Genomic DNA, 22,054 nt, shown 5'->3' with positions numbered 1-22,054 from the left:
GCCTCCGCCCCGAGGTGTAGGTACCGATCGATCATTTAAGGCTCCAAAACCTTGTGATTTTGGAGCCTTAAATGATCGAAACGACCGGCCGAATCTTAGCGCAGGGAGTCCCAGAGGGCTTGGGCTTCAGCGTCATCCCAGAGGACAACATTGCCCACGACCGTGTCCTGGAAGCCGCCGATCGGCACAGTCTTTGTCTCCACGCCTGAGGCCATGGACAGCGCCACGCGGGCAAGGTGCCACACGTGGTCCTTCTCGTTGACGATGAAGGAATCCGCGGTGTGGTTGACCAGGGAGACGGCCTTGAAGGGGTTGCCGATGGTGGAGAAGGACGTTGCCTTATCCAGCAGCGCGGCGAAGAACTCGCGCTGGCGCTCGACGCGGTCCAAGTCACCCATCGCGGTAGCGCGGGTGCGCACGTATCCGAGGGCATCCGGGCCGCGGAGCTTCTGGCATCCCGCCTGAAGGTCGATGCCGGCGAGCGGATCGTTGATGGGCTCCTTGACGCAAATCTCCACGCCACCGACGGAATCCACGACGTTGGCTAAGCCACCCATGCCGATCTCCGCATAGTGATCGATGTGGAGGCCGGTGGCTTGTTCCACGGTGTGGGTCAGCAGCTGGGGCCCACCGTAGGTGAAGGCAGCATTGACCTTGTCCATGCCGAAGCCGGGCACGTCGACGTAGCTATCGCGTGGAATGGAGACCAGCTGGGCCTTTCCGGAGCTGGGGATGTGAAGAAGCATGATGGTATCGGTGCGGCCGACGCCTACATCGCCACCGGTACCTAGCTCCGCTTGTTGTTCCTCGGTGAGGCCCTGGCGCGAGTCCGAGCCCACCAACAGCCAGTTCGTCCCGGAGGTCGGCGCCACTTGCTCGGTGGGCAGGGCATCGATCCGGGTCAGGCGCGAATCCGTCCACAAGGTGAAGGCCACCATGAAGACGAGGGCGATGACGATGAGCCAGCCCAGGCAACCGAAGACCTGCTTGGCCGGGTTGACCTTCTTGCGGCGGCTATGCGGGCGCCGAGCAGGACGACCGCGGGACGCAGTCTGTGGGGAGTAGCTGCGCGGCGGTGCGTCGGGGCTTCGCCGGTATGCGCCGGCGGCAGGCTCCCGGGTGGCCGCGCTCTGGCGGGGCGCCGGGCGCGGCGATGCCTGCTGAGCCATATAAGCTTCGACGTCGAAGCGAGTTTCCTCCGGACGCGAGCGCTGCGCGCCGGGGCGCTGAGCGCGAGAAGAAGAGTGCGTGGGATTAGCTCGCTGCCCGGAGGGGCGGCGACGTACCGGGCGTCCGTAACGATCCCGCAGGGGCTGCCCGTCAGCGCCAAGGACAAACTCACCGGCATCCTGCCCGGCAGCATGCGCACCGCGCGGGCCATCCGGGCCGTGAGGGTGGGCAGGGCCAGTGGCACCCGCGCGGCGGGAATCGCCGTGGGGACTGCCAGCGCGGCGGGAATCGCGCTCTGGATCGCGTCCTTGGTAGGTCATGGGGAACACTGTACCGCGAAATCACTTCCGCCCCACTTTTCACACAGGGCGCGGTCGTGGTCTTTGTGATGCTATGAACTCTGGTCCGTGCTTAAGCACCGAAGAGCAGTGCGTAGCCCACGAAAGCGACGGCGTCGATCAGGAAATGCGCGATGACCAGCGGCCACACCTTCCCCGTGCGGTGGAAGTACCAGCCATAGAGCACACCCATGATGATATTGCCGAAGCCCGCGGAAACACCCTGGTAGAGATGATAGGAGCCGCGCAGGATGGAGGAAGCAGCCAGCGTTGCGGGCAGGGCCCACCCAGACTGCTTGAGCCTGGTCATGAACCAGTACACCACCACCAGCTCCTCCGCCCAGGCGTTGGCGAAGGACTTAATGAGCAGCACCGGGATCTCAATCCACGTATCGAACGCTCCCGGCACCACCTCCTTGGTCCACCCGAAGTGCAGCGCCACGTAATACAGCACCAACCCCGGCAGACCAATGACTGCCGCTAGCGCTGCGCCGTGGACACCATCCCGCCACCGCGGGCGGGGCGGGAAGGAGATCAGGTAGAGCGCAAGTGCTCCCCACGCGAAGAGCACCGCGGCGCTGCAGAGCTGGAAAGCAAGGTCGAGCAGCGTCGTCGCCGACTGCGAGGCGTTGATGGTGACCGACTGCTCGTTGAGCGGGGCGGGGTTGAGCAGGGAATCGGTCAGCCGCAGCGCGGCGCGCACGCCCGAGACACCAAAAGTGATGGTCAGGACGATGAGGATTTCCGCGCGCAGGCGTGAGCGCGCGGTCATGGGTGAAGCACCTGGGCGAGGCCGAGAAGGGAGGACTCGTCAAGCGTGATTGAACCCAACTGCACGCCCACGGGCGGGTGATCGCGCACCGGCCAGGGCACAGAAATAGCGGGCAACTGCGCCACGTTGAACAACGATCCCCACGGCGACCACCGCGTTTGCTCATCGAAGTTGGCTTGGTGCTCCAGCGCCAGGAAGTGCCCGCGCCGGGGCGGATCGAAGGCCAGCATGGGGCTCAAGATGGCGTCGACGTCCCACTCTTGTGCCAGCATTTCCGGCAGCTGCGCGGCGTGGGTGCGGGCCGCGGCAAATTCGGAGTCCGTAACGCGGCGGCCTTTCGCACGGATCCACTCCGCGTAACCCTCCGCGAAGTCAAGGCCGGCCAATCTCCGGGTGAAGATGTGCTGGAAGGCCTCAAAGGTGCGGGCGGCCTGGGGGTAGGGAGAGATGGCGACGGTTTCGAACCCCGCCCCTTCAAAGGTGGCGGTGGCCTCTGCGACCGCGCGCAGCATGTGCGGGGCTACCTCGGCTTGAGCGAAGAGGGGATCCGTCAGCACGCCGATGCGGGCGCGCCGGGCACGCGGGTTAAGGCCGTGCAGAGTTGCGGTATCGGCGATGCTGCGCGTGATGAACCCCTGCACCGAGAGGTCCTCGCCGCCGGGCTTGAACCCGACGACGCCGCAGGCGGCAGCCGGCACGCGGATGGAGCCTCCGCCGTCGGAGGCATGCGCAGCGCGCAGCAGACCCCGCGCCACCTGGACCGCCGCTCCGCCGGAGGAACCGCCCGGCGTATGGCCCGGGTAGAGCGGATTATCCGGGTGCGCCAGGCCGACAGGTTCGGTGTCCACGCGCAGGCCCAGCTCGGGCGCGGCGGATTTGCCGACGACGAGCGCGCCGGCGTCGATAAGCTCCTGCACGAAAGGATCGGTCTCCTCCGCCACGTAGGCACGCTCGGCATGCCCGAGCGTGGTGGGCATGCCGGCGACATCGTTGAGATCCTTAACCGAGAGAATCCAGCCGCTCAAACGCCCGTGCGCCTGCGGCCGGCGTTCGAGGTCGAAGTACGTGAAGCCGTGCTCCGCAGGGCTCAGACCAGATAGGTCCTCGCGCAGCTTGTCCAGAGTGAACTCGGTGCTCTCCATGGCGGCTCAGTTTAGTAGTTGTGTGAGATAAAGTTGCTGTCATGAGCACCACGATCGCATTCCTCGGGCCCGCTGGAACCTTTACGGAAGCGGCGATGCAGCATTTCGCCGCAGACTTTGCTTCCCCCGAGGGGATGCCGGTGAGCTCCCCGGCCGAGGCGCTGTCGGCGGTGCGTTCCGGTGCGGCGGATTATGCCTGCGTGGCTATCGAAAACTCCGTGGACGGGCCGGTTACTGCCACCTTTGACGCGCTTGCCGACGGCTCCCGGGTCCAGATCTACCGCGAGGTAGACCTGCCGGTGTCCTTCTCCATTCTGGTGCGCCCCGGCACTACCGCAGAGAATCTTCGCACCTTCTCTACGCATCCCGTGGCCTACCAGCAGGTGCGCGGTTGGTTGAAGCAGAACTTGCCGGACGTGGAGTATGTTCCGGCGGCGTCGAATGGTGCGGCGGCGCAGGCCGTGGCGCGCGGGGAGGTGGATGTCGCTGCCGCCCCTGCCCGCGCAGCGGAGGTCTTCGGACTGGATTCTATTGCGGAGAATGTGGCAGATGTCGCGGGGGCCACGACTCGTTTCGTCCTCGTGGGACCGGCCGGAAAGCCGACCGAGCGGACCGGCAACGACAGGACGTCCGTCATCTTCACCCTGCCCAACGAGCCGGGCTCCCTGGTAGGGGCCCTACAGGAATTCGCGCACCGCGGGGTGGACCTCTCCCGCATCGAATCCCGCCCGCTGCGCACCGTCTTCGGTAACTATCGCTTCCACGCCGATCTCATCGGACACATTGAGGACCAGCCGGTGGCGGAGGCTCTGCGGGCACTGTGGCTGCGGGCGGAGGACGTCGTGTTCGTTGGTTCCTGGCCTTCCGCGGTGGCGCTCGGGGAGGCCCCACGAAACTTGGCGCGGCTGCAAGAAGCCGATGAATGGGTAGCGCAGGCGCGCACCGGCCAATAGTGTGGTGAAGCATGACCGGAAGAATCATCCTGCTGCGCCACGGCCAGACCTTTTCCAATATTGACCGCGTTATGGATACCCGGCCCCCAGGTGCCGAGCTCACCGAGCGCGGCCGCGGCCAAGCGGAAGATGTCGGCCGCGAGTTAGCTGAACTGTGCGCAGGGCGCCGTGTGCGCTTTGTGTGTTCCATTGCCTTGCGCGCCCAGCAGACCGCGATGCTGGCCGCCCGTGCTTTCGGCGAGACCGCCGATGAGCGCAATGTTCCCGTGGAAGTGCGTACAGGCTTGCACGAGGTCTTTGCCGGTGATCATGAAATGAGCGGTAGCGAGGATACCCACCGCGAATACATGGTGGCACTGCGCGGCTGGCTCGACGGTGATGAGTCCGCCCGGATGCCTGGCGGTGAGAGCTACGTGGATGTGCTCGAGCGCTACCAACCGGTGTTGGAGGATCTCGCTGCGGAGCTGGAGGATGATGAAGACATCGTCGTCGTCAGCCACGGCGCCGCCATTCGCGTAGTGACGAGACATGCCTGCGGCGTGGACCCAGACTTTGCCTATACCGGCTACATGCCGAACTGCCGCTTTACCCTCATGGAGCCGCAGGGCCAGCCTTTTGGCCAGTGGACGCTCAAGCGCTGGGCGGATACCGAAGTCTAACCCGCTGGGCACCTACCCCCAGCCGAGCTCGTGGAGGCGCTCCTCCTCGAAACCGAAGTAATGCCCGACCTCGTGGAAGACGGTCACCATGACTTCGTGGGCGAGCTCTTCTTCCGAGTTGCTGATGGCCTGCAGAGGCTGCCGGTAAATGGAAATGGTATCCGGCAGGTAGCCGGTGTGTGAGGCGGTGCGCTGCGTGAGCATGACGCCCTCATAAAGCCCCAACAGTTCAGGGTTCTCCGGGTGCTCTTCCTCGACGAGGATGACCAGGTTGCGCATCTGATCAACGAAGCGATCCGGAATTTTATCGAGGGCCTCGCCGACCAGTTCCTCGAAGCGTTCTTCGCTGACTTCGTACATGTGGCTACTTCCTGTTCAATCGCCGGGCTTAGAGGGCCGGAGCCGCAGCCTCGGGGGTGGTGGGCGCGGCGTTCGCACCGGCTGGCTCGGCGTTCTCGCCGCCCGGCTGAGCATTCGGGTCACGCAATGGGTTGCGCTTCGGCTGCTCGGTCGGCGGGGCGCCGTTAATGCTCAGGGCCTCGCGTCCCCCAGTGGCAGAGCCGGTGATCTCGGAGAAGTGACCGTCCTTGATGTGGATCAGCGAGCAATTCACCGAACGGGATCCGCTCTCCCAGGTCTCGCGGCTCATCGCGCCCCAGAAAGGTTGCAGCGTGGACTGGTAGAGGTTCTCCTCGCCGCCCAAATAATCCATGGCATTTTGGGTACAGGTCTCGGAGAGGAACTTATCCATGTCCTCATCGCTGGGGTAGCCATTGGGGAATTTTTCGGCCAGGTTGATGACGGATACGGTCTCCATCTGGTGCGGTTCCTGGCAGGGAACGGTATTGAGTACCTGTTTATCATCCACCTTGCGGCATTCGCCGGGCTTGGCGACGACCGCCTGGTCTACCTCGCTGACCTTGCCGGTGGATTCCTGCGGTACGCCGTTGGCGTCGGTAGTCTGCAGGCCACACAGCAAGGTACGGTCACCCTGATCCCAGGATGCGGCCGGGGGCAGGATGGAAGCAATGTCATAGCGCCCGTTGGGATCCCACTTGCCATTGAGGTAGCTCACCGTGGGTGCTTCGCACAGCTCATCGCGCAGGGCGTTTTGGCGTGTGATGTCGGGGCGCGTGGCGTTGGGGCCGAACTCGCTGGTGGGGTAGGCGCTGAGATCCTCGCGAGCCGAGACTTCGAAGCGGTGTGGTTTATCGCAGCTGATCTGCTCAAAACCGGTGGCGGTGCCATCCGGGGCGATGTCCCAGGTCACGCATGCCCCAGCGGAGGCGGTGGTGAAGGGAGCAGCTTCACCGTCGGCGGTAGAAGGATCGGCGGCCTGACTGCCGTCGGCGCTGGAGCTAGCGGAGTCATTCCCGGCCGAATCGGTGCCGGTTGGCTCGCCGCTAAAGAGGCCGTAGGAGGCCATGAAGACGGCCGCGGCCACGGCTGCAACGAGGACGACGCGGATGGCGGAGGCGGAGCGCCATGCAGATGAAGTGCTCATAGAACTCCTCATACTACTCCCTTAGCGGCCCTGGCTTCTAGCCCGCCCAGCGCTGTTCGCCACCATGGAGCCGCTAAGTATGCGAGCGGGAGACGTGGGTCGTAAGGCGGTAGCGGTCAGTGCGGTAGACCGAGGAGCACCATTCAACCGGTCGGTCCCCCGAGCGGGCGAGGCGGGTGATGTGGAGAAGCGGGGTGTTCGGGGGGACGTCGAGAAGCTCGGCGATGTCGTCCTCCGCCGCCACCGCGGTGACTGTCTGCTCGGCCTCGGTGATGGGGACCTTGAAGGTGCTATCCAGAATCGCGTAGACGGAGTTATAGATGTCATTTTCTAGCAGCGTCGGCGCGAAGGCGGAGTTATACCAACCATCGTCAATGGAATAAGGCTCGCCATCGCCCAAGCGCAGGCGCCGCAGGTGGGTGTGGGCCACGGTGGTTTCTGTGCCGAAAAACTCGCAGACCTCACTGGGGGCGGTGCTGCGCTCACCCAGCAGAATTCTCGAGGAAGCCTGTACTTTTTGGTAGCCCATCTCATCGGAAAAGGATGCCAAATGGAGCCGGGAGACGAGTGGGTTCGGAGCCACGAAGGTGCCCTTGCCTCGCACCCGCCGCAGGCGGCCTTCGGCCACTAAATCACCGATGGCGCGGCGTACGGTGATGCGGGAAACACCGTAGGTTTCTTCGAGAATGCGCTCGCCTGGGAGGATGTCACCGGGTTTGAGGGTGGTTCGGCAGAGCTCGGAGAGAATATCCCGCAGCTGAGCGTGCTTGGGCACGGGGCCGTCGGTAATAATGTGAGGTGCCATGTTATTCATGATAATGCGCTGGTTATGACCAGCGCAAAGGTATGGCCGTGCGCTAGACTATCCGGCGTGATTGATCTCAAGTTTCTTCGCGAAAATCCCGATGTCGTCCGCGCCTCCCAGGTAAACCGTGGGGAGGACCCCGCTTTGGTGGACCAGCTGCTCGCCGCCGATGAACAGCGCCGCGCGGCCATTGTGAAGGCAGACCAGCTGCGCTCGGAGCAGAAGGCCTTTGGCAAGAAGATTGGCCAGGCCTCCCCCGAGGAGCGCCCAGCGCTGCTGGAGGGCTCCAACGAGCTGAAGGAGAAGGTCAAGGCGGCCGGCGAGGAAGCGGCCGCGGCCGAGGCCAAGGTAACGGAGCTGCAGTATCAGCTCTCCAACGTGGTGGAGGGTGCTCCGGCGGGTGGCGAAGATGACTTCATCGTCCTCGAGGAGGTCGGTGAAAAGCCGCAGTTCGACTTCGAACCGAAGGATCACCTGGAGCTGGGTGAGACGCTGGGGCTTATCGACGTCAAGCGGGGCGCCAAAGTCGGCGGCGCGCGTTTCTACTACCTCACCGGTGATGGCGCCTTTCTGCAACTGGGTATGTTGATGTTGGCTGCGCAGAAGGCTCGTGAGGCAGGCTTTAAGCTGATGATTCCGCCGGTGCTCGTGCGCCCGGACGTTATGCAGGGAACTGGCTTCTTGGGTCAGCACTCGGATGAGGTTTACTACCTGCCGGCGGATGATCTTTACCTGGTCGGCACCTCCGAGGTGGCCTTGGCCGGCTACCACAAGGAAGAAATCATCGACCTGTCCAAGGGGCCGCTGCAGTATGCAGGCTGGTCTTCCTGCTTCCGCCGCGAGGCAGGTTCGCACGGCAAGGACACCCGCGGCATCCTGCGCGTGCACCAGTTCGACAAGCTGGAGATGTTTGTCTACTGCAAGCCGGAAGACGCCGAGGAGATGCACCAGAAGCTCCTGAACATGGAAAAGGACATGCTGGCGGCGATGGAACTGCCCTACCGCACCATCGATATCGCGGGCGGAGACTTGGGCTCCTCTGCGGCGCGCAAGTTCGATAACGAGGCGTGGGTGCCCACCCAGGGCACGTACCGCGAGCTCACCTCGACCTCGAACTGCACCACCTTCCAGGCGCGCCGCCTGTCCACGCGCTACCGCGATGAGAACGGCAAGACCCAGTACGCCGCCACGCTCAATGGCACCCTGGCTACCACCCGCTGGCTCGTGGCCATCCTGGAGAACCACCAGCAGGCAGATGGCTCCGTGGTGGTTCCGGAGGCCCTGCGCCCATTCGTGGGCAAGGACGTGCTGTACCCCGTAAACTCCTAGAAGAACGCGGTGCGCGGGGCTTCGCGCGCCGCCCTCTCTTGTCCCTCCTCGCTGCTCTCGACGGCGGGGTCTTAGCTGTTTGGAGCACCATGAGCGCTGTGACTAACTTCCTCTACCGGCAGATCACACACATCGGCCGCGGGGTGACTCTGGCCCAGGGGCTCAAGATGCGCTTGTCCGGGGAGGAGAATATCCCGGATAAGGGTGGGGCCGTCATCGTGTGCAACCACACGGGTTACATGGATTTCCTTTTCGGGGCCTTCTTGGCTTACCGCAAGCGCCGTTTGGTGCGCTACTTGGCTAAGGCCTCCATCTTCCAAGCGCCGGTGGCCGGGCAGCTTTTTCAGGTCATGGGGCATGTCCCGGTGGACCGTATCGATGGCGGGGCGTCGATTGTCAAAGGCATCGAACTAGCCAAGAGTGGGGAACTCGTGGGGGTCTTCGCGGAGGGAACGATTTCCCGCAGCTTTGAAATTCGCAGCATGCGTAACGGTGCGGCGCGTATTGCGCATGGTGCGGGCGTGCCGATTATTCCGCAGGTTATCTTTGGCTCCCAGCGTATTTGGACGAAGGGGCAGAAGAAGCACTTGGGCCGCACGAAGACGCCGGTGCTGATTAAGGCTTTGGAGCCTTATTACACGACGGGCGATTTTGACGCGGATATCGCGGAGGTGCGGCGCCGTATGCAGGTGGCCCTGGAGGGCCTGTGGGCCGACTATGAGGCGGAGTTTGGCCCGATGCCGGCCGGCGAGTTTTGGGTGCCGGCCCGCAAGGGCGGAGGTGCGCCAACGTTGGAGGAGGCTGAGGCCCAGGACTCCGAGGTGGAGAGTGAGCGCTACCGTGTGCGCCGGCTGCGCGATGACCTAACCAATCTCAAGGACCGCGTCTCTGAGGCCACGGTGGAGCTCATGCGCGACCGGATGGCGCTGATGAAGCGGACTGATTCCGAAGAATCGGGAGCAGGGCTTGGCGGCGAGTACGCCGACGCCACCCAGGAAAACGACGGCGCGCAAGTTGAAAGCTCAGCCGCTGAGAAAGGCAAAGAGCGCCCGCGTACTGCTCCGGAGACTCTGGAGTGGATCAAGGAGAACCTCAACTCGGTGGTTGAGGAAGCCATGCGCGGCGTCGGGGAAGGCCGCGACAAGGTCACGGAGGTTATGGCGCAACTGAAGTCCGATGTGGTGGAGGCCCAGGCCTCCATGACTGCGAGCAGCAAGGAGATCTTTGCCGGCTCCGTGGTGGAGCAAGGTTTGCTCTCGGCAGCGACGCAATCGCGCATCATCGTTTCCCGTCTGCCGCACCGCGTGAAGGCGCAGTATTCCACCGTGCCGCGGGTGATTGTGGCGGATCAGAGTGCGCTGAGCATGGAGAACGGGGAAATTTCACAGCGGCTCCAAGAAGCGCTTGCGCAGTTGCACCCGCAGGTTGAGGAGCTGGTTGTGCTTTCGCAGCAGGGCGAAGTTCTGGACGCCGCGGCTTTTGGAGAGCTCCCCCAAACCTGTTGGCGCATTGCGTGCTCGGACGGGGCTGAAGGGGCGCAGTTCAACGATGCTCCCGGGGGCGTGGTGGTAACGGCCTCCTCCCCCGCAGAGGGGCTTGCGGCAGTGGCGAAGAAGATCGGGGTCGAGCCCAAGGACCTCCTGTTCTTTGCCAATGAGCCTGGGGATGAAACCTTTGCCGACGGCGGGGACGGAGTCGCCGTGCGCATGGTGGCGCTGGAGACCGCCCCCATTGAGGTGATTAAGGCTGCCCAGGCAGTGACCTACTCCGCAGAGCGTTATGGCATGGCAGAAGTACTGGAGGCGATGGCGCGCTTGCAGCAGGAAAAGAACTAAGGATGTAAACCCTGGGCTTGGGAGAGCCCTTGACGTCCGTTAACACCCCCGGAAGGGGGTGTTATTTTATTTTGTCATCCTATGAAACGGCTTGGAAACTCCAGCTTACGGCGGCGGAACTTACGTGTGAGTAGCGTCTCCAGAGAGAAAAACTGGTGATCTATAGCATTGGCCGTGGGAGAAAACTTCTTCTTCATCCGCCCTTCGGGCAGTTGACCGAGGCATCGGTGCACAGGGCGCGCGTGGTGGATGAGCACAACATGCTGCGCATACCGTCAACTGGGACAGGCCTTTCTGACGCCGTGCAGCGAGAGAGGAGACTCGGTCAACAATGACCACGACGAGTATTAACAGCTTCAACCCTGAGTATTTTGAAAAGACCTGGAATGACTACTCCACCGAGGAGTATGACGTCGTCATCATCGGCGGAGGTTCCGTAGGCGCCGGCGCCGCACTGGATGCGGCCACCCGTGGACTGAAGACGGCCGTGCTGGAATCCCAAGACTTTGCGGCGGGTACGTCTTCGCGTTCCTCCAAGATGTTCCACGGTGGCCTGCGCTACCTGGCAATGTTCGACTTCCGCCTCGTTGCGGAGTCCCTCAAGGAGCGCGAGCTCAACATGTCGACCCTAGCGCCGCACCTGGTCAAGCCGCTGAAGTTCATCTTCCCGCTGACCCACCGCGGCTGGGAGCGCGTCATGATGTTCGGTGGTTTTACCCTCTATGACCTCATGGGTGGCGCCAAGAGCGTCCCGATGCAGAAGCACCTCACCCGCAAGGGCGTGCTGAAGGTAACCCCGGGCCTCAAGGAGGACGCCGTCGTCGGTGGCGTGCGCTACTACGACACGCTTGTCGACGACGCCCGCCACACCATGACCGTCCTGCGCACCGCCGCTGAATACGGCGCGAGCGTGCGCACCGGTACTGAAGTGATTGGCTTTGAGAAAGACGGCCGCGGCCGCATCACCGCCGCGAAGGTCCGTGACCTGGAAACCGGCCGCGAAACCACCGTGAAGGGCAAGGCGTTCATCAACGCGACCGGCGTGTGGAACGACAAGATTCAGGAGATGGCGGGCGCTGAAGGCAAGTTCACCGTCCACGCTTCCAAGGGGGTGCACATCGTGGTCCCGAAGGATGCCCTCGATGCGGATGCCGCGCTGTGCTTCGTCACCGAGAAGTCCGTGCTCTTCGTCATCCCGTGGGGTGAGTACTGGATTATCGGTACCACCGACACCGATTGGGAGAAGGGCCTGTCCCTGCCGGATCCGGCGCCGACGAAGGCGGATATCGACTACATTCTGGACGAGGTCAACCAGCGCGTGCGCAACAAGATCACCCGTGATGACATCGTCGGCGTGTACTCCGGCCTACGCCCGCTGCTGTCCGGCAAGTCAGATTCCACCACCAACCTCTCCCGCAACCACGCCGTTGCCCGCGTCGCACCGGGCATGGTGTCCGTCGCCGGTGGTAAGTACACCACTTACCGTGTCATCGGCAAGGATGCCGTGGACCTGGCTGCCAAGGAGCTGGGCACGAAGGTGTCCGAGTCCGTCACCGAGCGCACCCCGATTCTGGGCGCGGACGGCTACCACGCGCTGGCCAACCAGGTTCCGGCACTCGCCCGCCGCTATAACCTCAGCGAGGAGCGCATCGAGCACCTGCTCGGCCGCTATGGCTCGCTGATCGGCGAGGTGCTCGCCCCAGCTGCTGACGACGCCACGCTGCTCGAGCCGGTTCCGGGCGCCGAGAGCTACATCTGGGCAGAGGTGCGCTACGCCGTGACCCACGAGGGCGCCCTGCACATCGACGACATCGTCTCCCGCCGCCTGCGCGTGGCCATCGAGTTCGCCGACCGCGGCGTCGCTGCCGCACAGCCGATCGCTGAGTTCGTCGCCCCGCTGCTGGGATGGGAGCAGGCCGATATCGAGCGCGAAGTCTCCCACTTCACCAAGCACACCGAGGCAGAGCTCGCCGCCGAGGCAGCGTTGACCGACCGTGAAGCAAACGACATCCTCGAGCGCGCAGGAAGCGCACGAGCCACCAAGGAAGAAGCCTAAAAGTCACAGGGGCCCAGCGAGAGGTGGTTTTCCCTCGCTGGGCCCTTGGCCTAGGCAGATAAGAAAGGACATCTTATGACCGGAATGGATGCATTCCTGTGGGAGTTCATCGGCACTGCGCTTCTGCTCCTGCTCGGCAACGGCGTGTGCGCCGTTGTCAACCTCCGAACCTCAGGCGCACGCGGTTCGGACTGGATCGTCATCGCTATGGGTTGGGGCCTCGCGGTCTTCATCGGCGCTAGTGTTGCCGACCCCACCGGCGGCCACCTCAACCCGGCGGTCACCATCATGCTGGCCGTGAATGGTTCCCTCGAGTGGAGCCTCGTGCCCTACTACCTGTTGGGGCAGATTCTGGGCGCCATGCTTGGCGCGTTCCTTGCCTGGGCTACGTTTAAGCAGCTTTTCGACTCCAACAACCTCGACGAAGCCGGCAACGTCACCGGTGCCAACAAGAACACCGGGGGCATCTTCTTTACCGCCCCGGCGCACCCGAACAACGGTTGGAACGCAGTCACCGAGTTCATTGCTACCTGCGTGCTGCTCATGTTCATCGCCTTCGGCCCGGCCGGTGGCGAGTTGGGCCCGCTGAAGTACTTCGCCGTGGCCTTCGTCGTTGTGTCCGTGGGCCTGTCCCTCGGTACTGCCACCGGCTACGCGATTAACCCGGTCCGTGACCTTGGCCCTCGCATCATGTACGCCTTTGTCCTTCCCATTAAGGACAAGGGAGATGCGAATTGGGGCTACGCCTGGGTTCCGGTGGTTGCACCGTCCCTCGCGGCCGTCGCCGTTGGCTTGTTGTCCATGGCTCTCTAATACACACCCCGCTACTCAGAAACGGAGAACACAATGACTACCAAGAGCTACGTTGCAGCGATTGACCAGGGTACGACCTCCACGCGTTGCATCATTTTCAACCACGACGGCGAGCAGGTGTCCGTCGGACAGCTCGAGCACGAGCAGATCTTCCCGGAGAAGGGCTGGGTCGAGCATGACCCGGAGGAAATCTGGAGCAACACCCGCCGCGCGGTGGGTGAGGCTTTGGCCAACGGCGACATCAACGTCGAAGACATCGCCGCCCTCGGTATTACTAATCAGCGCGAGACCACCGTTGTGTGGGACAAGAACACTGGCAAGCCGGTGTACAACGCCATCGTCTGGCAGGACACCCGCACCACCGAGATTTGCAAGGAGCTCGCTGGCGACGAGGGCGCGGACAAGTGGCGTCGCCGCACCGGCCTCATCATCAACTCCTACCCAGCCGGCCCGAAGGTGAAGTGGATCCTCGATAACGTCGAGGGTGCCCGCGAGCGCGCGGAGAAGGGCGAGCTGCTCTTCGGCACCATCGATACCTGGCTGCTGTGGAACCTCACCGGTGGCGCCGACGGCGACAACGGCCAAGAGGCCCTGCACGCCACGGACGTCACCAATGCCTCGCGCACCTTGCTCATGGATATCGAGAAGCTCGAGTGGGATGAGGAACTGTGCAAGGAGATGGGTATCCCGACGTCCATGCTCCCGGAGATCCGCCCGTCCCTGGGTGACTTCCGAACCGTGCGCGAGCGCGGCTCGCTGGCCGGCGTGCCGATTCGCGCCATTTTAGGTGACCAGCAGGCCGCCATGTTCGGCCAGGGCTGCTTCCGCCCGGGTTCCGCCAAGAATACCTACGGTACCGGCCTGTTCCTCCTGCTCAACACCGGTACTACCCCGAAGTTCTCCGAGAACGGCCTGCTCACCACCGTGTGCTTCCAGCGCGAGGGCGAGCGCCCTGTCTATGCGCTCGAAGGGTCCGTGTCCATGGGCGGTTCCTTGGTGCAATGGCTGCGCGATAACCTGCAGATCATCCCGAACTCTGCCTCCATCGAGAACATGGCCCGTGAGGTTAAGGACAACGGTGGCGTCTACATCGTTCCTGCCTTCTCTGGTCTGTTCGCCCCGTACTGGCGCCCGGATGCCCGCGGCGTCATCGTGGGCCTGACCCGCTTTGCCAACCGCAAACACCTGGCCCGCGCGGTCCTCGAGTCCACGGCGTACCAGACTCGCGACGTCGCCGATGCCATGGTGGCGGACTCCGGCGTGGAGATCACCGAGCTGCGCGTCGACGGCGGCATGACGATGAACGAGCTGCTCATGCAGTTCCAAGCGGACATGCTTGGCGTGGAGGTGCACCGCCCGAAGAACGTGGAGACCACCGCCACCGGTGCTGCATTCGCCGCGGGCCTTGACTCCGGCTTCTGGGATGACCTCAGCGTGCTGAGCTCCCAGCAGGGTGACTTCAAGGTGTGGAAGCCGCAACGCGAAAAGGAAGAAGTCGAGGCTCTCTACCGCGATTGGAAGCGCGCCATCAAGCGTTCCCTGAACTGGGAAGACGTGGACGATGACGACGTGATTGCCTAAGACCTGAACGACGCACGAGGACGCGGCCGTGACGAGTAATCTCGTGGCGGCCGCTTTCGTCGTTGGGCGCTTATCCGTGCCGTCGTGTGTCTCAACCTGACGTAGACTCGGGGCTATGGCCAATGAAGTATTCTCGGACCACGCTCCGCGCCTCATCATCAGCGATATCGACGGTACTTTGTTGGACCGAAACCACCGGGTGCCCAAGCGAAACCGCGAAGCTGTGGCCCGTGCGGTCGCCGCGGGCAGCGAGTTTGCGCTGGCAACTGGGCGCCCCTTCCGGTGGATCATGCCCGTGCTCGAGCAGCTGACCGTGCGCCCAGTCTGCGTGACATCAAATGGTGCGGTGATTTATGACTCGGCGGAGGACCGCGTTCTCTCCGCCCACGAGCTTTCGCCTGAGGCCCTCGCTGAAACCGTGAAGGTCGCTGCAAAGGTGCTCGAACCGCATGGCGGGGTTGGCTTCGGGGCGGAGCGCGCGGGAGGCTCGGTCTTGGACCCGGTTGAGGAACTCTTCGTGGTGGAATCGCACTATTCAGAGAACGCGCTCTTTGAGGGCTTCGGGCTGGTGAGCGTGGGGGAGTTGGTGTCTCGACCGGCGGTCAAGCTGTTGATTCGTAATACCGCGTTCTCGGCGCCGGAACTCTACGAACTCATCGCGCCGCACATTGATTCCGAGCTTGCTCACGTGACCTACTCGATGTCCGAGGGCGTTCTAGAGGTTGCGGCCCCCAACGTGACGAAGCGCCGCGGAGTGAAGTGGCTGGCTGAGCATCACGGTATCGCCCGCGAAGACATCATCGCCTTTGGCGATATGCCCAACGATATCGAGATGCTTGAGTGGGCAGGGTGCGGTGTTGCCATGGAGAATGCGCATCCGGATGTCGTGGCCGCTGCAGATGCAGTGACGCTGCCGCACCATCAAGCAGGTGTGGCAAAGGTCCTCGAGCGCTGGTTCTGATATCTCCGGTTGCGGGGTGCGTGGTGGTGTTTTAGTCTTTGTCGCATGGGGGATTTGGAGACTTATTTCTCCTACCGCAGTTCGGGGTTGGATCTTGTGGGGCTTGCGGTAGGCAGTGTGGATGGTTTACGCGCGCGTGGCGCTTCATTGGCTGATGCGGTGGAGTTAGCTGGGCTGCATCGTGTGTATTTTGGGTCGACGCGTTTTACGGGCAAGCAGCGCCAAGCGCGTGCGGCTGCGGTTGCCCAAGGACATGATGTGGCGTCGTTGAACTTGATTGAGGCGTATACCGCCAAGGTGAAAAAGGAGTTGGATGCGTGGAATCTGCGTGTCAGGTTGGCAGGGACTCCAGCACACCAAATCCCAAAGGTAGCGAAGGAACGCTTGAAGCAGTTGCGGCCGCAGCGGGTGCCTGAACCTGGGGTGCGCTTGACGTACCGGAAGGTGGGGCCGCATTCGTTGACGATTACTGATTCAGCCTTGCGCATTAGTGAGATGCGTGGGACTTTGGAGTCGATTAATCCGGCTGATTTGTTGGATGCGGCAGGTCAGGTGTTCTTTAACCAGGCGCATGGGGGTTCGAAGCCTGCGGTGGCGACCAATGTGGTGGTTACGTTGGATGAGTTGGACCAGATTGTGCGGGGTGAGGGCGATGATATTGAGCTCGTGCTTACCAACGGTGGGCGGATGACGGGCCGGGAGTTTGTGACCTATAAGTTTGCTGAGGTTGGGTATGTGACTTTGGTGCATCCGACTATAGGGCCGGTGTGGTTGCATCGTGTGCGGCGTTTGGCTGGGTTTGAGCAGCGGTTAATGGCGAGTGCGGAGCATCCGACGTGTGCGCGTGAGGGGTGTAATAAGCCGGCGGATTATTGCCAGGTGCATCATTTAGTGCCGTGGCAGGCGGGTGGGGCGACGGATCCGCCGAATCTGACGATGTTGTGTGCTTATCACAATGGCATCAATGATGATGACCCGGATAAGCCGACTGGTGCCGGCTATGTCTTTAGGTTGCGGGGCGGGGTGGGGTATGTACCACCCTGGGCGGAGCCGATTACTTCGCAGCCGGCATACCAAGCGGCACAGGCAGCATTGAAGCAGCAGACCACAGGGGACTTTTTAGGTTCAGCCCTCCCGGATACCTAAACCCCAAGCCCAAATAAATGCCGAAGCGGAAGCCATCAGGTGGCTCCCGCTACATCGGCGATCCCGCTTAGACTTGGGGTGCTTTGGGGTTAGTCCGTGAACACCTGAATCTGCTCAGTCTCCGGGTTGTAGACAATGGAACCGCCCTGGAACTGCACGCGGACTTCCTTGCCGAGGCCGGTGGGGACTTCGTTGGACGTCGGCAAGCCGAGCGTCGCCGCGTTGTCGCCGGACGCCCATTCCTTGGCGATGCGTCCCACGAGTGCGTGCGTACCAGTGTCCTCAGAGCCTAGGACGATGCCGTTCTGAAAGAGCTGGTAGATGATGCCGGCCGACTCATCCGGCCCGCCCACAGCCAATCCCAGCGCTGGGCCGAAGGCGTTAAGGACCGCCGTCCACGTTTCCTTCAAGCCCTCGTTCTTGCTCAAGGACAGCACCTTGGTCACGATGCCCGGGATCTGCTCCACCGGCAGCCCGTTGACGGTCTGGTCCGTGTCAATCTGCTGGTCCGAGCGGGCATACATGATGGCGAAGAGCGTGCCGGCCAGGCCTACCAGTGCTGTTACGGTGCTCATCGGGATTTCAGTATCGCCCAGCGAGGATGTTGCCTCCTGGGCCGGTGCGGGGGCAGACGGCGCAGCCGTGCTCGGCGTGGAGTCAGGGGTGTCTGGTGTGGTCGTATCCTCGCTGTCCCAGTCCGTCGACGTCGAACCAGACGCGCCCGACTTGATGGCCAGGTACTTCTTGTGCGCCGCCGCGCGGATCTTCGGCCATTGGGCAATGGTGTATTGCCCCGGGCACGCGGTGTAGTGCACATCGCTGTGGCCGAAGAGGCCATAGACGGGGGCAGAAGCGCCTGCTGGGTAGCGCGAACCACCGAAGCCCTCCGAGCGAAGGGAGACGCGGGAGGTCGGATCGACACCGGAAATGGCGCCCTTCCAGCCGGCAAGGTCGGTGACAGATTCCAAGAGGGCTTCCGTCGGCTGCGCAGTCTCGTAGTTGCCGATCATGGAGATACCCCACGTGTTCTTGTTAAAACCGCCGATGTGCGCACCCTGCACAGCTTTAGCGAGCCCGCCGTAGCGGCCCTCGTAGATGGTGCCGTACTTATCCACCAGCGCGTTGTATCCGATATCGCACCAACCTAAATTCTGGGCGTGGTACTGGTAAGCAGCGCGCACCTGCGCGGCTGCTTGCGCGCGGGTGTAGTTATTGGAACCCGCGGTGTGGTGCAGCGCGATGGCCTTCACACCGTCGTCGTAGTCGGCGCCCTTGCAGCGGATATTCTCATTCGCGCCCCAGCCGGCGCGCGAAACCACGCGCGGCATGCCATCGGTCTCAGCGGTTGGCTCAATGCCCTCGCCCTCCTGGGCGTTGCCGTCCATGAAGACAGCCTCGAGGCCTTCGACGTCGCTGTTGGCCGGAAGCTCTTCGGTCTCGGCAACGGGGGCGATGTCGCCGACGTTGAAGGGGGCGTCGTCAAGCGCGGCGTCCTCAACGGGGGACTCGGTGAGTTTTTCATCCAAGTTCGACCCGGTCACCAGGTCCACGTTGTTGATGGATACCTGCACGTCGTTGGTATCTCCCACGAAGATGAGCTCGGTGCCGTTCGTGGCGTTGGGGTCATCGTTGTTGTAGGACATCGAGTCCATGTCGTACCACTCGGACCAGGACCCGTCCGGCTGCTTCGCGCGGACGAAGGCCGCGACATCGCGCGTGCCCTTCCACGTGACGGCGAAGGAGGAGAAGGTCTCATCGCGGTGGAATTGCTTGACGGCGCGCGGGCCTTCGCCCTCGCCCTGGGCTGCGATGGCCGGGTCATCCACCACGACCGTTTCGCCAGAACCGAAGGTTTCGGAGGCCGAGCTCACTTCGATGGGGCCGCTGCCCGCTTCCTGGGTCTGGATGAGGGTTTGGCCGCCCACGGCTGCGGCAGCGACCACAGCGATCGAGGTGACCGTGGCGATAACCGGCGTTGACCACGTCGATTTCGCGGGAACAAGACGACGTTTGAGGTGCACTGTTACTCCCTAGGATGGTGGCGCCACAAGGTTAAGAGAAGCGCAAAAAGTTAACTAACGGGACAGATGGTACGTCAGGTGTTGGAGTGAAAGAAGGTGTGACACGCGAGTTTCCTCGCTTGGGTGTCACCCGCCGTTTTGCACGTGTTGCTGCCTTAAGCTGGTGGCCATGACTGCATATGACCTCATCGTTGTTGGATCTGGATTCTTCGGCCTGACCGTGGCCGAGCGCGCAGCCTCCCAGCTGGGCAAGAAGGTGCTCATCGTCGAGCGCCGCGAGCACCTGGGCGGCAACGCCTACTCGGAGGCCGAGCCGGAGACCGGCATCGAGGTCCACAAGTACGGCGCGCACCTCTTCCACACCTCGAACAAGCGCGTGTGGGAGTACTGCAACCAGTTCACCGACTTCACCGACTACCAGCACCGCGTCTTCGCCATGCACGACGGCACGGCCTACCAGTTCCCCATGGGCCTGGGCCTGATTAACCAGTTCTTCGGCCGCTACTACTCCCCGGATGAGGCGCGCGAGCTCATCAAGGAGCAGGCCGGCGAGTTCGCCGTAGATGAGGCGCAGAACCTGGAGGAAAAGGCCATCGCGCTCATTGGCCGCCCGCTCTACGAGGCATTCATCCGCGATTACACCGCAAAGCAGTGGCAGACCGATCCGAAGGAGCTGCCGGCCGGCAACATCACGCGCCTGCCGGTGCGCTACACCTTCAACAACCGCTACTTCAACGACACCTACGAGGGCCTGCCCGTCGACGGCTACGCGGCCTGGCTGGAGAAGATGGCGGAGCACGAGCTTATCGACGTCCGTCTGGGCACCGACTGGTTCGACGTGCGCGAGGAAGTGCGGGGGGCGTCGCCAAGCGCGCCGGTGGTCTACACCGGCCCACTGGATCGCTACTTCGACTTCGCCGAGGGTGAGCTGGGCTGGCGCACGCTCGACTTTGACCTGGAGGTGCTGGAGACCGGTGACTTCCAGGGCACCCCGGTGATGAACTACAACGATGCGGACGTGGACTACACCCGCATCCACGAGTTCCGCCACTTCCATCCGGAGCGCGCCGATAAGTACCCCAAGGGCAAGACGGTGATTATGAAGGAGTACTCGCGCTTTGCCGAGAAGGGCGATGAGCCGTACTACCCGATTAACACCCCGGAGGACCGCTCCAAGCTGGAGGCCTACCGCAAGCTCGCCGCCGCTGAGGCCCGCGAGAACCAGGTTCTTTTTGGTGGCCGCCTGGGCACCTACCAGTACCTGGACATGCACATGGCTATCGCGTCCGCGCTGAGCATGTTCGATAACAAGCTGGCTCCATATTTCCGTGATGGCCAAGCCATCACGCAGGAGCGCGGCCACTAGCCCGCCGCGTGCGGCCTGTACGGGTTAATCCCCGCGGCGCGCTATGCTGAAACACCTCGATGGAAGGAGGCGACGGCATGGCTCAGCGCAAGAAGAAGCGCGCAGACCGCAGCATGTGGAAGATGTCCCCGGAGCGACTAGAGGAACACCTCAAGCTGCGCAGTCGCGCAACGCGCATTCCCGATAAGAAGAAGGAACAATCTAGGAAGGCCTGCCGGAAAACCCGGCAGGCCTTTGGCCTTTCTTTGGGAGGTTTCGCCAGCGCATGGAGCTAGACCAAAGAAAACAAAACTTGTGGTCTGGCCAACAACCGCCTAAGGTTAACAGTAGGTTAACAATAGGCGAACAGAAAGTGAGTTTAGAGATGACTTCCCCTAACGCCCGCCGTTTCGATACGTTGCGCCACGACTTGCACGCAGATTATGGCCACGAATACACCGCGCAGGAGATTGATTCCTTTCTCGACGCCACCATTGAGCGTCACGAAGCTGGTGCGACTTTAGAAGAGTTCATTCCTGTGATGGTGGAGCGCGAGGTGCGCGAGCACTTCGGTACGCACCGCATCCACGTGCGTTTCGCCGCGGGAACCGACCACGCGCTGGCGCAGGCTGCCGTGGCGCTGACGAAGAAGTACGCCGGCGAGGCCCTGCTCGTCGATGCCGCCGTAGCCCACCCTGAAAACGACCCCGACTCCCACATGGCCCACGTGCTTCAAGAGCGCGGCATGGCGGAGCACCCGGACCGCTACGTCGAGGATCTGCGTCTGGTGACCATCCCGGATTACATCGTGTACTTGGGCCGCGAGATCCCGCGCGACGAGGCCGGCAAAGACATCAAGATCTGGGACATCGCCACGGCAGAAACCGTGGAGGAGACCCGCGAGCTGGCCGATGACCTCGGCGCCCGCGTGCTCTACATGCTCAACCGCCTGGGCATCGATCCCATCTCGGAGGATGCCGCTGTCACGGCCTAAATCAGCTGGATAAAGACTTCCTCAACGCGGTCGACACTGCGCAGGGAATCTGGAAGGTTAAGACCGGCATGGGCGATGACGTAGGCGTCGCGTACATCGGTCTTGGAGTTGCCGACGTGGATGCGAGAGAGCTGTCGCATCGCAAGCCCTGGTAGATAGCGAATATCTGCCCCCATGTCTTGGGCGACTGCGACGGTTAATCGGCCGATGTTGTTGGGCTGATCGACAATGACAAGGACCGAGGCGTTGTCGGCGAGGAATTGGCCGAAGAGCTTGCGTAGCGAGCCTTCATGCTGATTGATGCGTTTGGACAGGACTTGCCTGCCTTGGGGATCGAGGACGCAGGCGTGGTGGAAGTATTTGCCGACGTCTACGCCAATGACGAAGTCATAGGCCATGGGTGTATGCCTCCTAGCGATGAATTAGAAGTTGGACTATTTAAGCTTCATCGCTGGGGTTGTCGGACATGCTTGCGCTGGCATCCACATTACTGTGAGACCTCATACCACCTGGGCTGGGTCGGGTTCCTATTAGCAGTTTGAGGATGTCACTGTCTTCGGCGGCATCACCCCCGGATCATTTTCAGACAGGGGCGGGAATAAGCCATACCGAAGCCAGCGACTAGTTCCA

General features: G+C 62.7%; 19 protein-coding genes and 1 pseudogene. 12 read left to right on the top strand and 8 right to left on the bottom strand.

From position 1 onward, the window contains the following. Positions 1–95: 95 nt before the first annotated feature. The 3 genes from HMPREF2978_RS04355 to HMPREF2978_RS04345 form a co-directional block, all read right to left on the bottom strand. A complete protein-coding gene (locus HMPREF2978_RS04355; RefSeq protein WP_083316488.1) occupies positions 96–1,490 on the bottom strand; it encodes an LCP family protein in 1,395 nt (464 codons plus the stop codon). Positions 1,491–1,581: 91 nt separating this feature from the next. Beyond that, positions 1,582–2,280 carry a CPBP family intramembrane glutamic endopeptidase gene (locus tag HMPREF2978_RS04350; RefSeq protein WP_070744262.1) on the bottom strand — a complete coding sequence of 233 codons (699 nt, stop codon included), beginning with the start codon at positions 2,278–2,280 and terminating at the stop codon, positions 1,582–1,584. Continuing rightward, complete coding sequence (locus tag HMPREF2978_RS04345; protein WP_070744260.1) at positions 2,277–3,422, bottom strand: amidase; 1,146 nt, start codon at positions 3,420–3,422, stop codon at positions 2,277–2,279. The genes HMPREF2978_RS04350 and HMPREF2978_RS04345 overlap by 4 nt, the downstream gene beginning before the upstream one ends. Before the next feature lie 41 nt (positions 3,423–3,463). Between HMPREF2978_RS04345 and pheA the strand changes: the two genes are divergently transcribed. Together pheA and HMPREF2978_RS04335 are read left to right on the top strand one after the other, a co-directional pair. Then, positions 3,464–4,375 carry a prephenate dehydratase gene (gene pheA / locus HMPREF2978_RS04340; protein WP_070443248.1) on the top strand — a complete coding sequence of 304 codons (912 nt, stop codon included), beginning with the start codon at positions 3,464–3,466 and terminating at the stop codon, positions 4,373–4,375. Between the two features lie 11 nt (positions 4,376–4,386). Then, positions 4,387–5,034: a histidine phosphatase family protein gene (locus HMPREF2978_RS04335; protein WP_070443250.1), complete on the top strand. Its 648-nt coding sequence runs from the start codon at positions 4,387–4,389 to the stop codon at positions 5,032–5,034. A gap of 12 nt (positions 5,035–5,046) precedes the next feature. On the opposite strand, the gene HMPREF2978_RS04330 is transcribed toward HMPREF2978_RS04335, so the two are convergent. The 3 genes from HMPREF2978_RS04330 to HMPREF2978_RS04320 form a co-directional block, all read right to left on the bottom strand. Beyond that, positions 5,047–5,394: a metallopeptidase family protein gene (locus tag HMPREF2978_RS04330; RefSeq protein WP_070443252.1), complete on the bottom strand. Its 348-nt coding sequence runs from the start codon at positions 5,392–5,394 to the stop codon at positions 5,047–5,049. 28 nt (positions 5,395–5,422) lie between these two features. Continuing rightward, on the bottom strand, positions 5,423–6,538 hold the full coding sequence (locus HMPREF2978_RS04325; RefSeq protein WP_070443254.1) for a septum formation family protein: 1,116 nt from the start codon (positions 6,536–6,538) through the stop codon (positions 5,423–5,425). Positions 6,539–6,611: 73 nt separating this feature from the next. Then, entirely contained in the window at positions 6,612–7,343 is a 732-nt protein-coding gene (locus tag HMPREF2978_RS04320; RefSeq protein WP_201828980.1) for a GntR family transcriptional regulator, read from the bottom strand. A gap of 66 nt (positions 7,344–7,409) precedes the next feature. On the opposite strand from HMPREF2978_RS04320, the gene serS reads away from it, so the two are divergent. From serS to HMPREF2978_RS04285, 7 genes are all read left to right on the top strand, one after another. Continuing rightward, positions 7,410–8,672: a serine--tRNA ligase gene (gene serS / locus HMPREF2978_RS04315; protein ID WP_070644482.1), complete on the top strand. Its 1,263-nt coding sequence runs from the start codon at positions 7,410–7,412 to the stop codon at positions 8,670–8,672. 89 nt (positions 8,673–8,761) lie between these two features. Further along, positions 8,762–10,507: a lysophospholipid acyltransferase family protein gene (locus tag HMPREF2978_RS04310; protein WP_070744258.1), complete on the top strand. Its 1,746-nt coding sequence runs from the start codon at positions 8,762–8,764 to the stop codon at positions 10,505–10,507. A 331-nt stretch (positions 10,508–10,838) separates the two neighbouring features. Beyond that, a complete protein-coding gene (locus HMPREF2978_RS04305) occupies positions 10,839–12,563 on the top strand; it encodes a glycerol-3-phosphate dehydrogenase/oxidase (RefSeq protein WP_070525939.1) in 1,725 nt (574 codons plus the stop codon). A 75-nt stretch (positions 12,564–12,638) separates the two neighbouring features. Beyond that, on the top strand, positions 12,639–13,376 hold the full coding sequence (locus HMPREF2978_RS04300; protein ID WP_070525938.1) for an MIP/aquaporin family protein: 738 nt from the start codon (positions 12,639–12,641) through the stop codon (positions 13,374–13,376). A gap of 33 nt (positions 13,377–13,409) precedes the next feature. Beyond that, positions 13,410–14,957, top strand: coding sequence for a glycerol kinase GlpK (glpK, locus tag HMPREF2978_RS04295; protein WP_070525936.1), 1,548 nt, complete (start codon positions 13,410–13,412; stop codon positions 14,955–14,957). A 115-nt stretch (positions 14,958–15,072) separates the two neighbouring features. Beyond that, positions 15,073–15,918, top strand: a complete 846-nt coding sequence (locus HMPREF2978_RS04290) for a Cof-type HAD-IIB family hydrolase (protein ID WP_070523840.1) — start codon at positions 15,073–15,075, stop codon at positions 15,916–15,918. Positions 15,919–15,963: 45 nt separating this feature from the next. Further along, positions 15,964–17,064, top strand: a complete 1,101-nt coding sequence (locus HMPREF2978_RS04285; protein ID WP_070525934.1) for an HNH endonuclease signature motif containing protein — start codon at positions 15,964–15,966, stop codon at positions 17,062–17,064. Positions 17,065–17,153: 89 nt separating this feature from the next. Here the strand turns inward: HMPREF2978_RS04285 and HMPREF2978_RS04280 are convergent, their stop codons facing one another. Continuing rightward, positions 17,154–19,085, bottom strand: a complete 1,932-nt coding sequence (locus HMPREF2978_RS04280; RefSeq protein WP_070525932.1) for an N-acetylmuramoyl-L-alanine amidase — start codon at positions 19,083–19,085, stop codon at positions 17,154–17,156. Positions 19,086–19,254: 169 nt separating this feature from the next. Here HMPREF2978_RS04280 and glf point away from each other — a divergent pair, with 169 nt between their 5' ends. From glf to HMPREF2978_RS04265, 3 genes are all read left to right on the top strand, one after another. Then, positions 19,255–20,451 carry a UDP-galactopyranose mutase gene (glf, locus tag HMPREF2978_RS04275; RefSeq protein ID WP_070744256.1) on the top strand — a complete coding sequence of 399 codons (1,197 nt, stop codon included), beginning with the start codon at positions 19,255–19,257 and terminating at the stop codon, positions 20,449–20,451. Positions 20,452–20,528: 77 nt separating this feature from the next. Further along, on the top strand, positions 20,529–20,726 hold the full coding sequence (locus tag HMPREF2978_RS04270; protein WP_070744254.1) for a hypothetical protein: 198 nt from the start codon (positions 20,529–20,531) through the stop codon (positions 20,724–20,726). 89 nt (positions 20,727–20,815) lie between these two features. Next, positions 20,816–21,424: a three-helix bundle dimerization domain-containing protein gene (locus HMPREF2978_RS04265; RefSeq protein WP_070744252.1), complete on the top strand. Its 609-nt coding sequence runs from the start codon at positions 20,816–20,818 to the stop codon at positions 21,422–21,424. Between the two features lie 2 nt (positions 21,425–21,426). Here HMPREF2978_RS04265 and HMPREF2978_RS04260 read toward each other — a convergent pair. Then, a pseudogene (locus tag HMPREF2978_RS04260) lies at positions 21,427–21,822 on the bottom strand (IS110 family transposase); the annotation flags it as partial. Between the last annotated feature and the right edge of the window lie 232 nt (positions 21,823–22,054).

Origin of the sequence: Corynebacterium sp. HMSC074C01 (assembly GCF_001814605.1) — a bacterium.
Taxonomy (GTDB): Bacteria; Actinomycetota; Actinomycetes; order Mycobacteriales; family Mycobacteriaceae; genus Corynebacterium.
The sequence above is the reverse complement of the archived record's forward strand: the minus strand, read 5'-3'. Positions and strand labels throughout refer to the sequence as shown.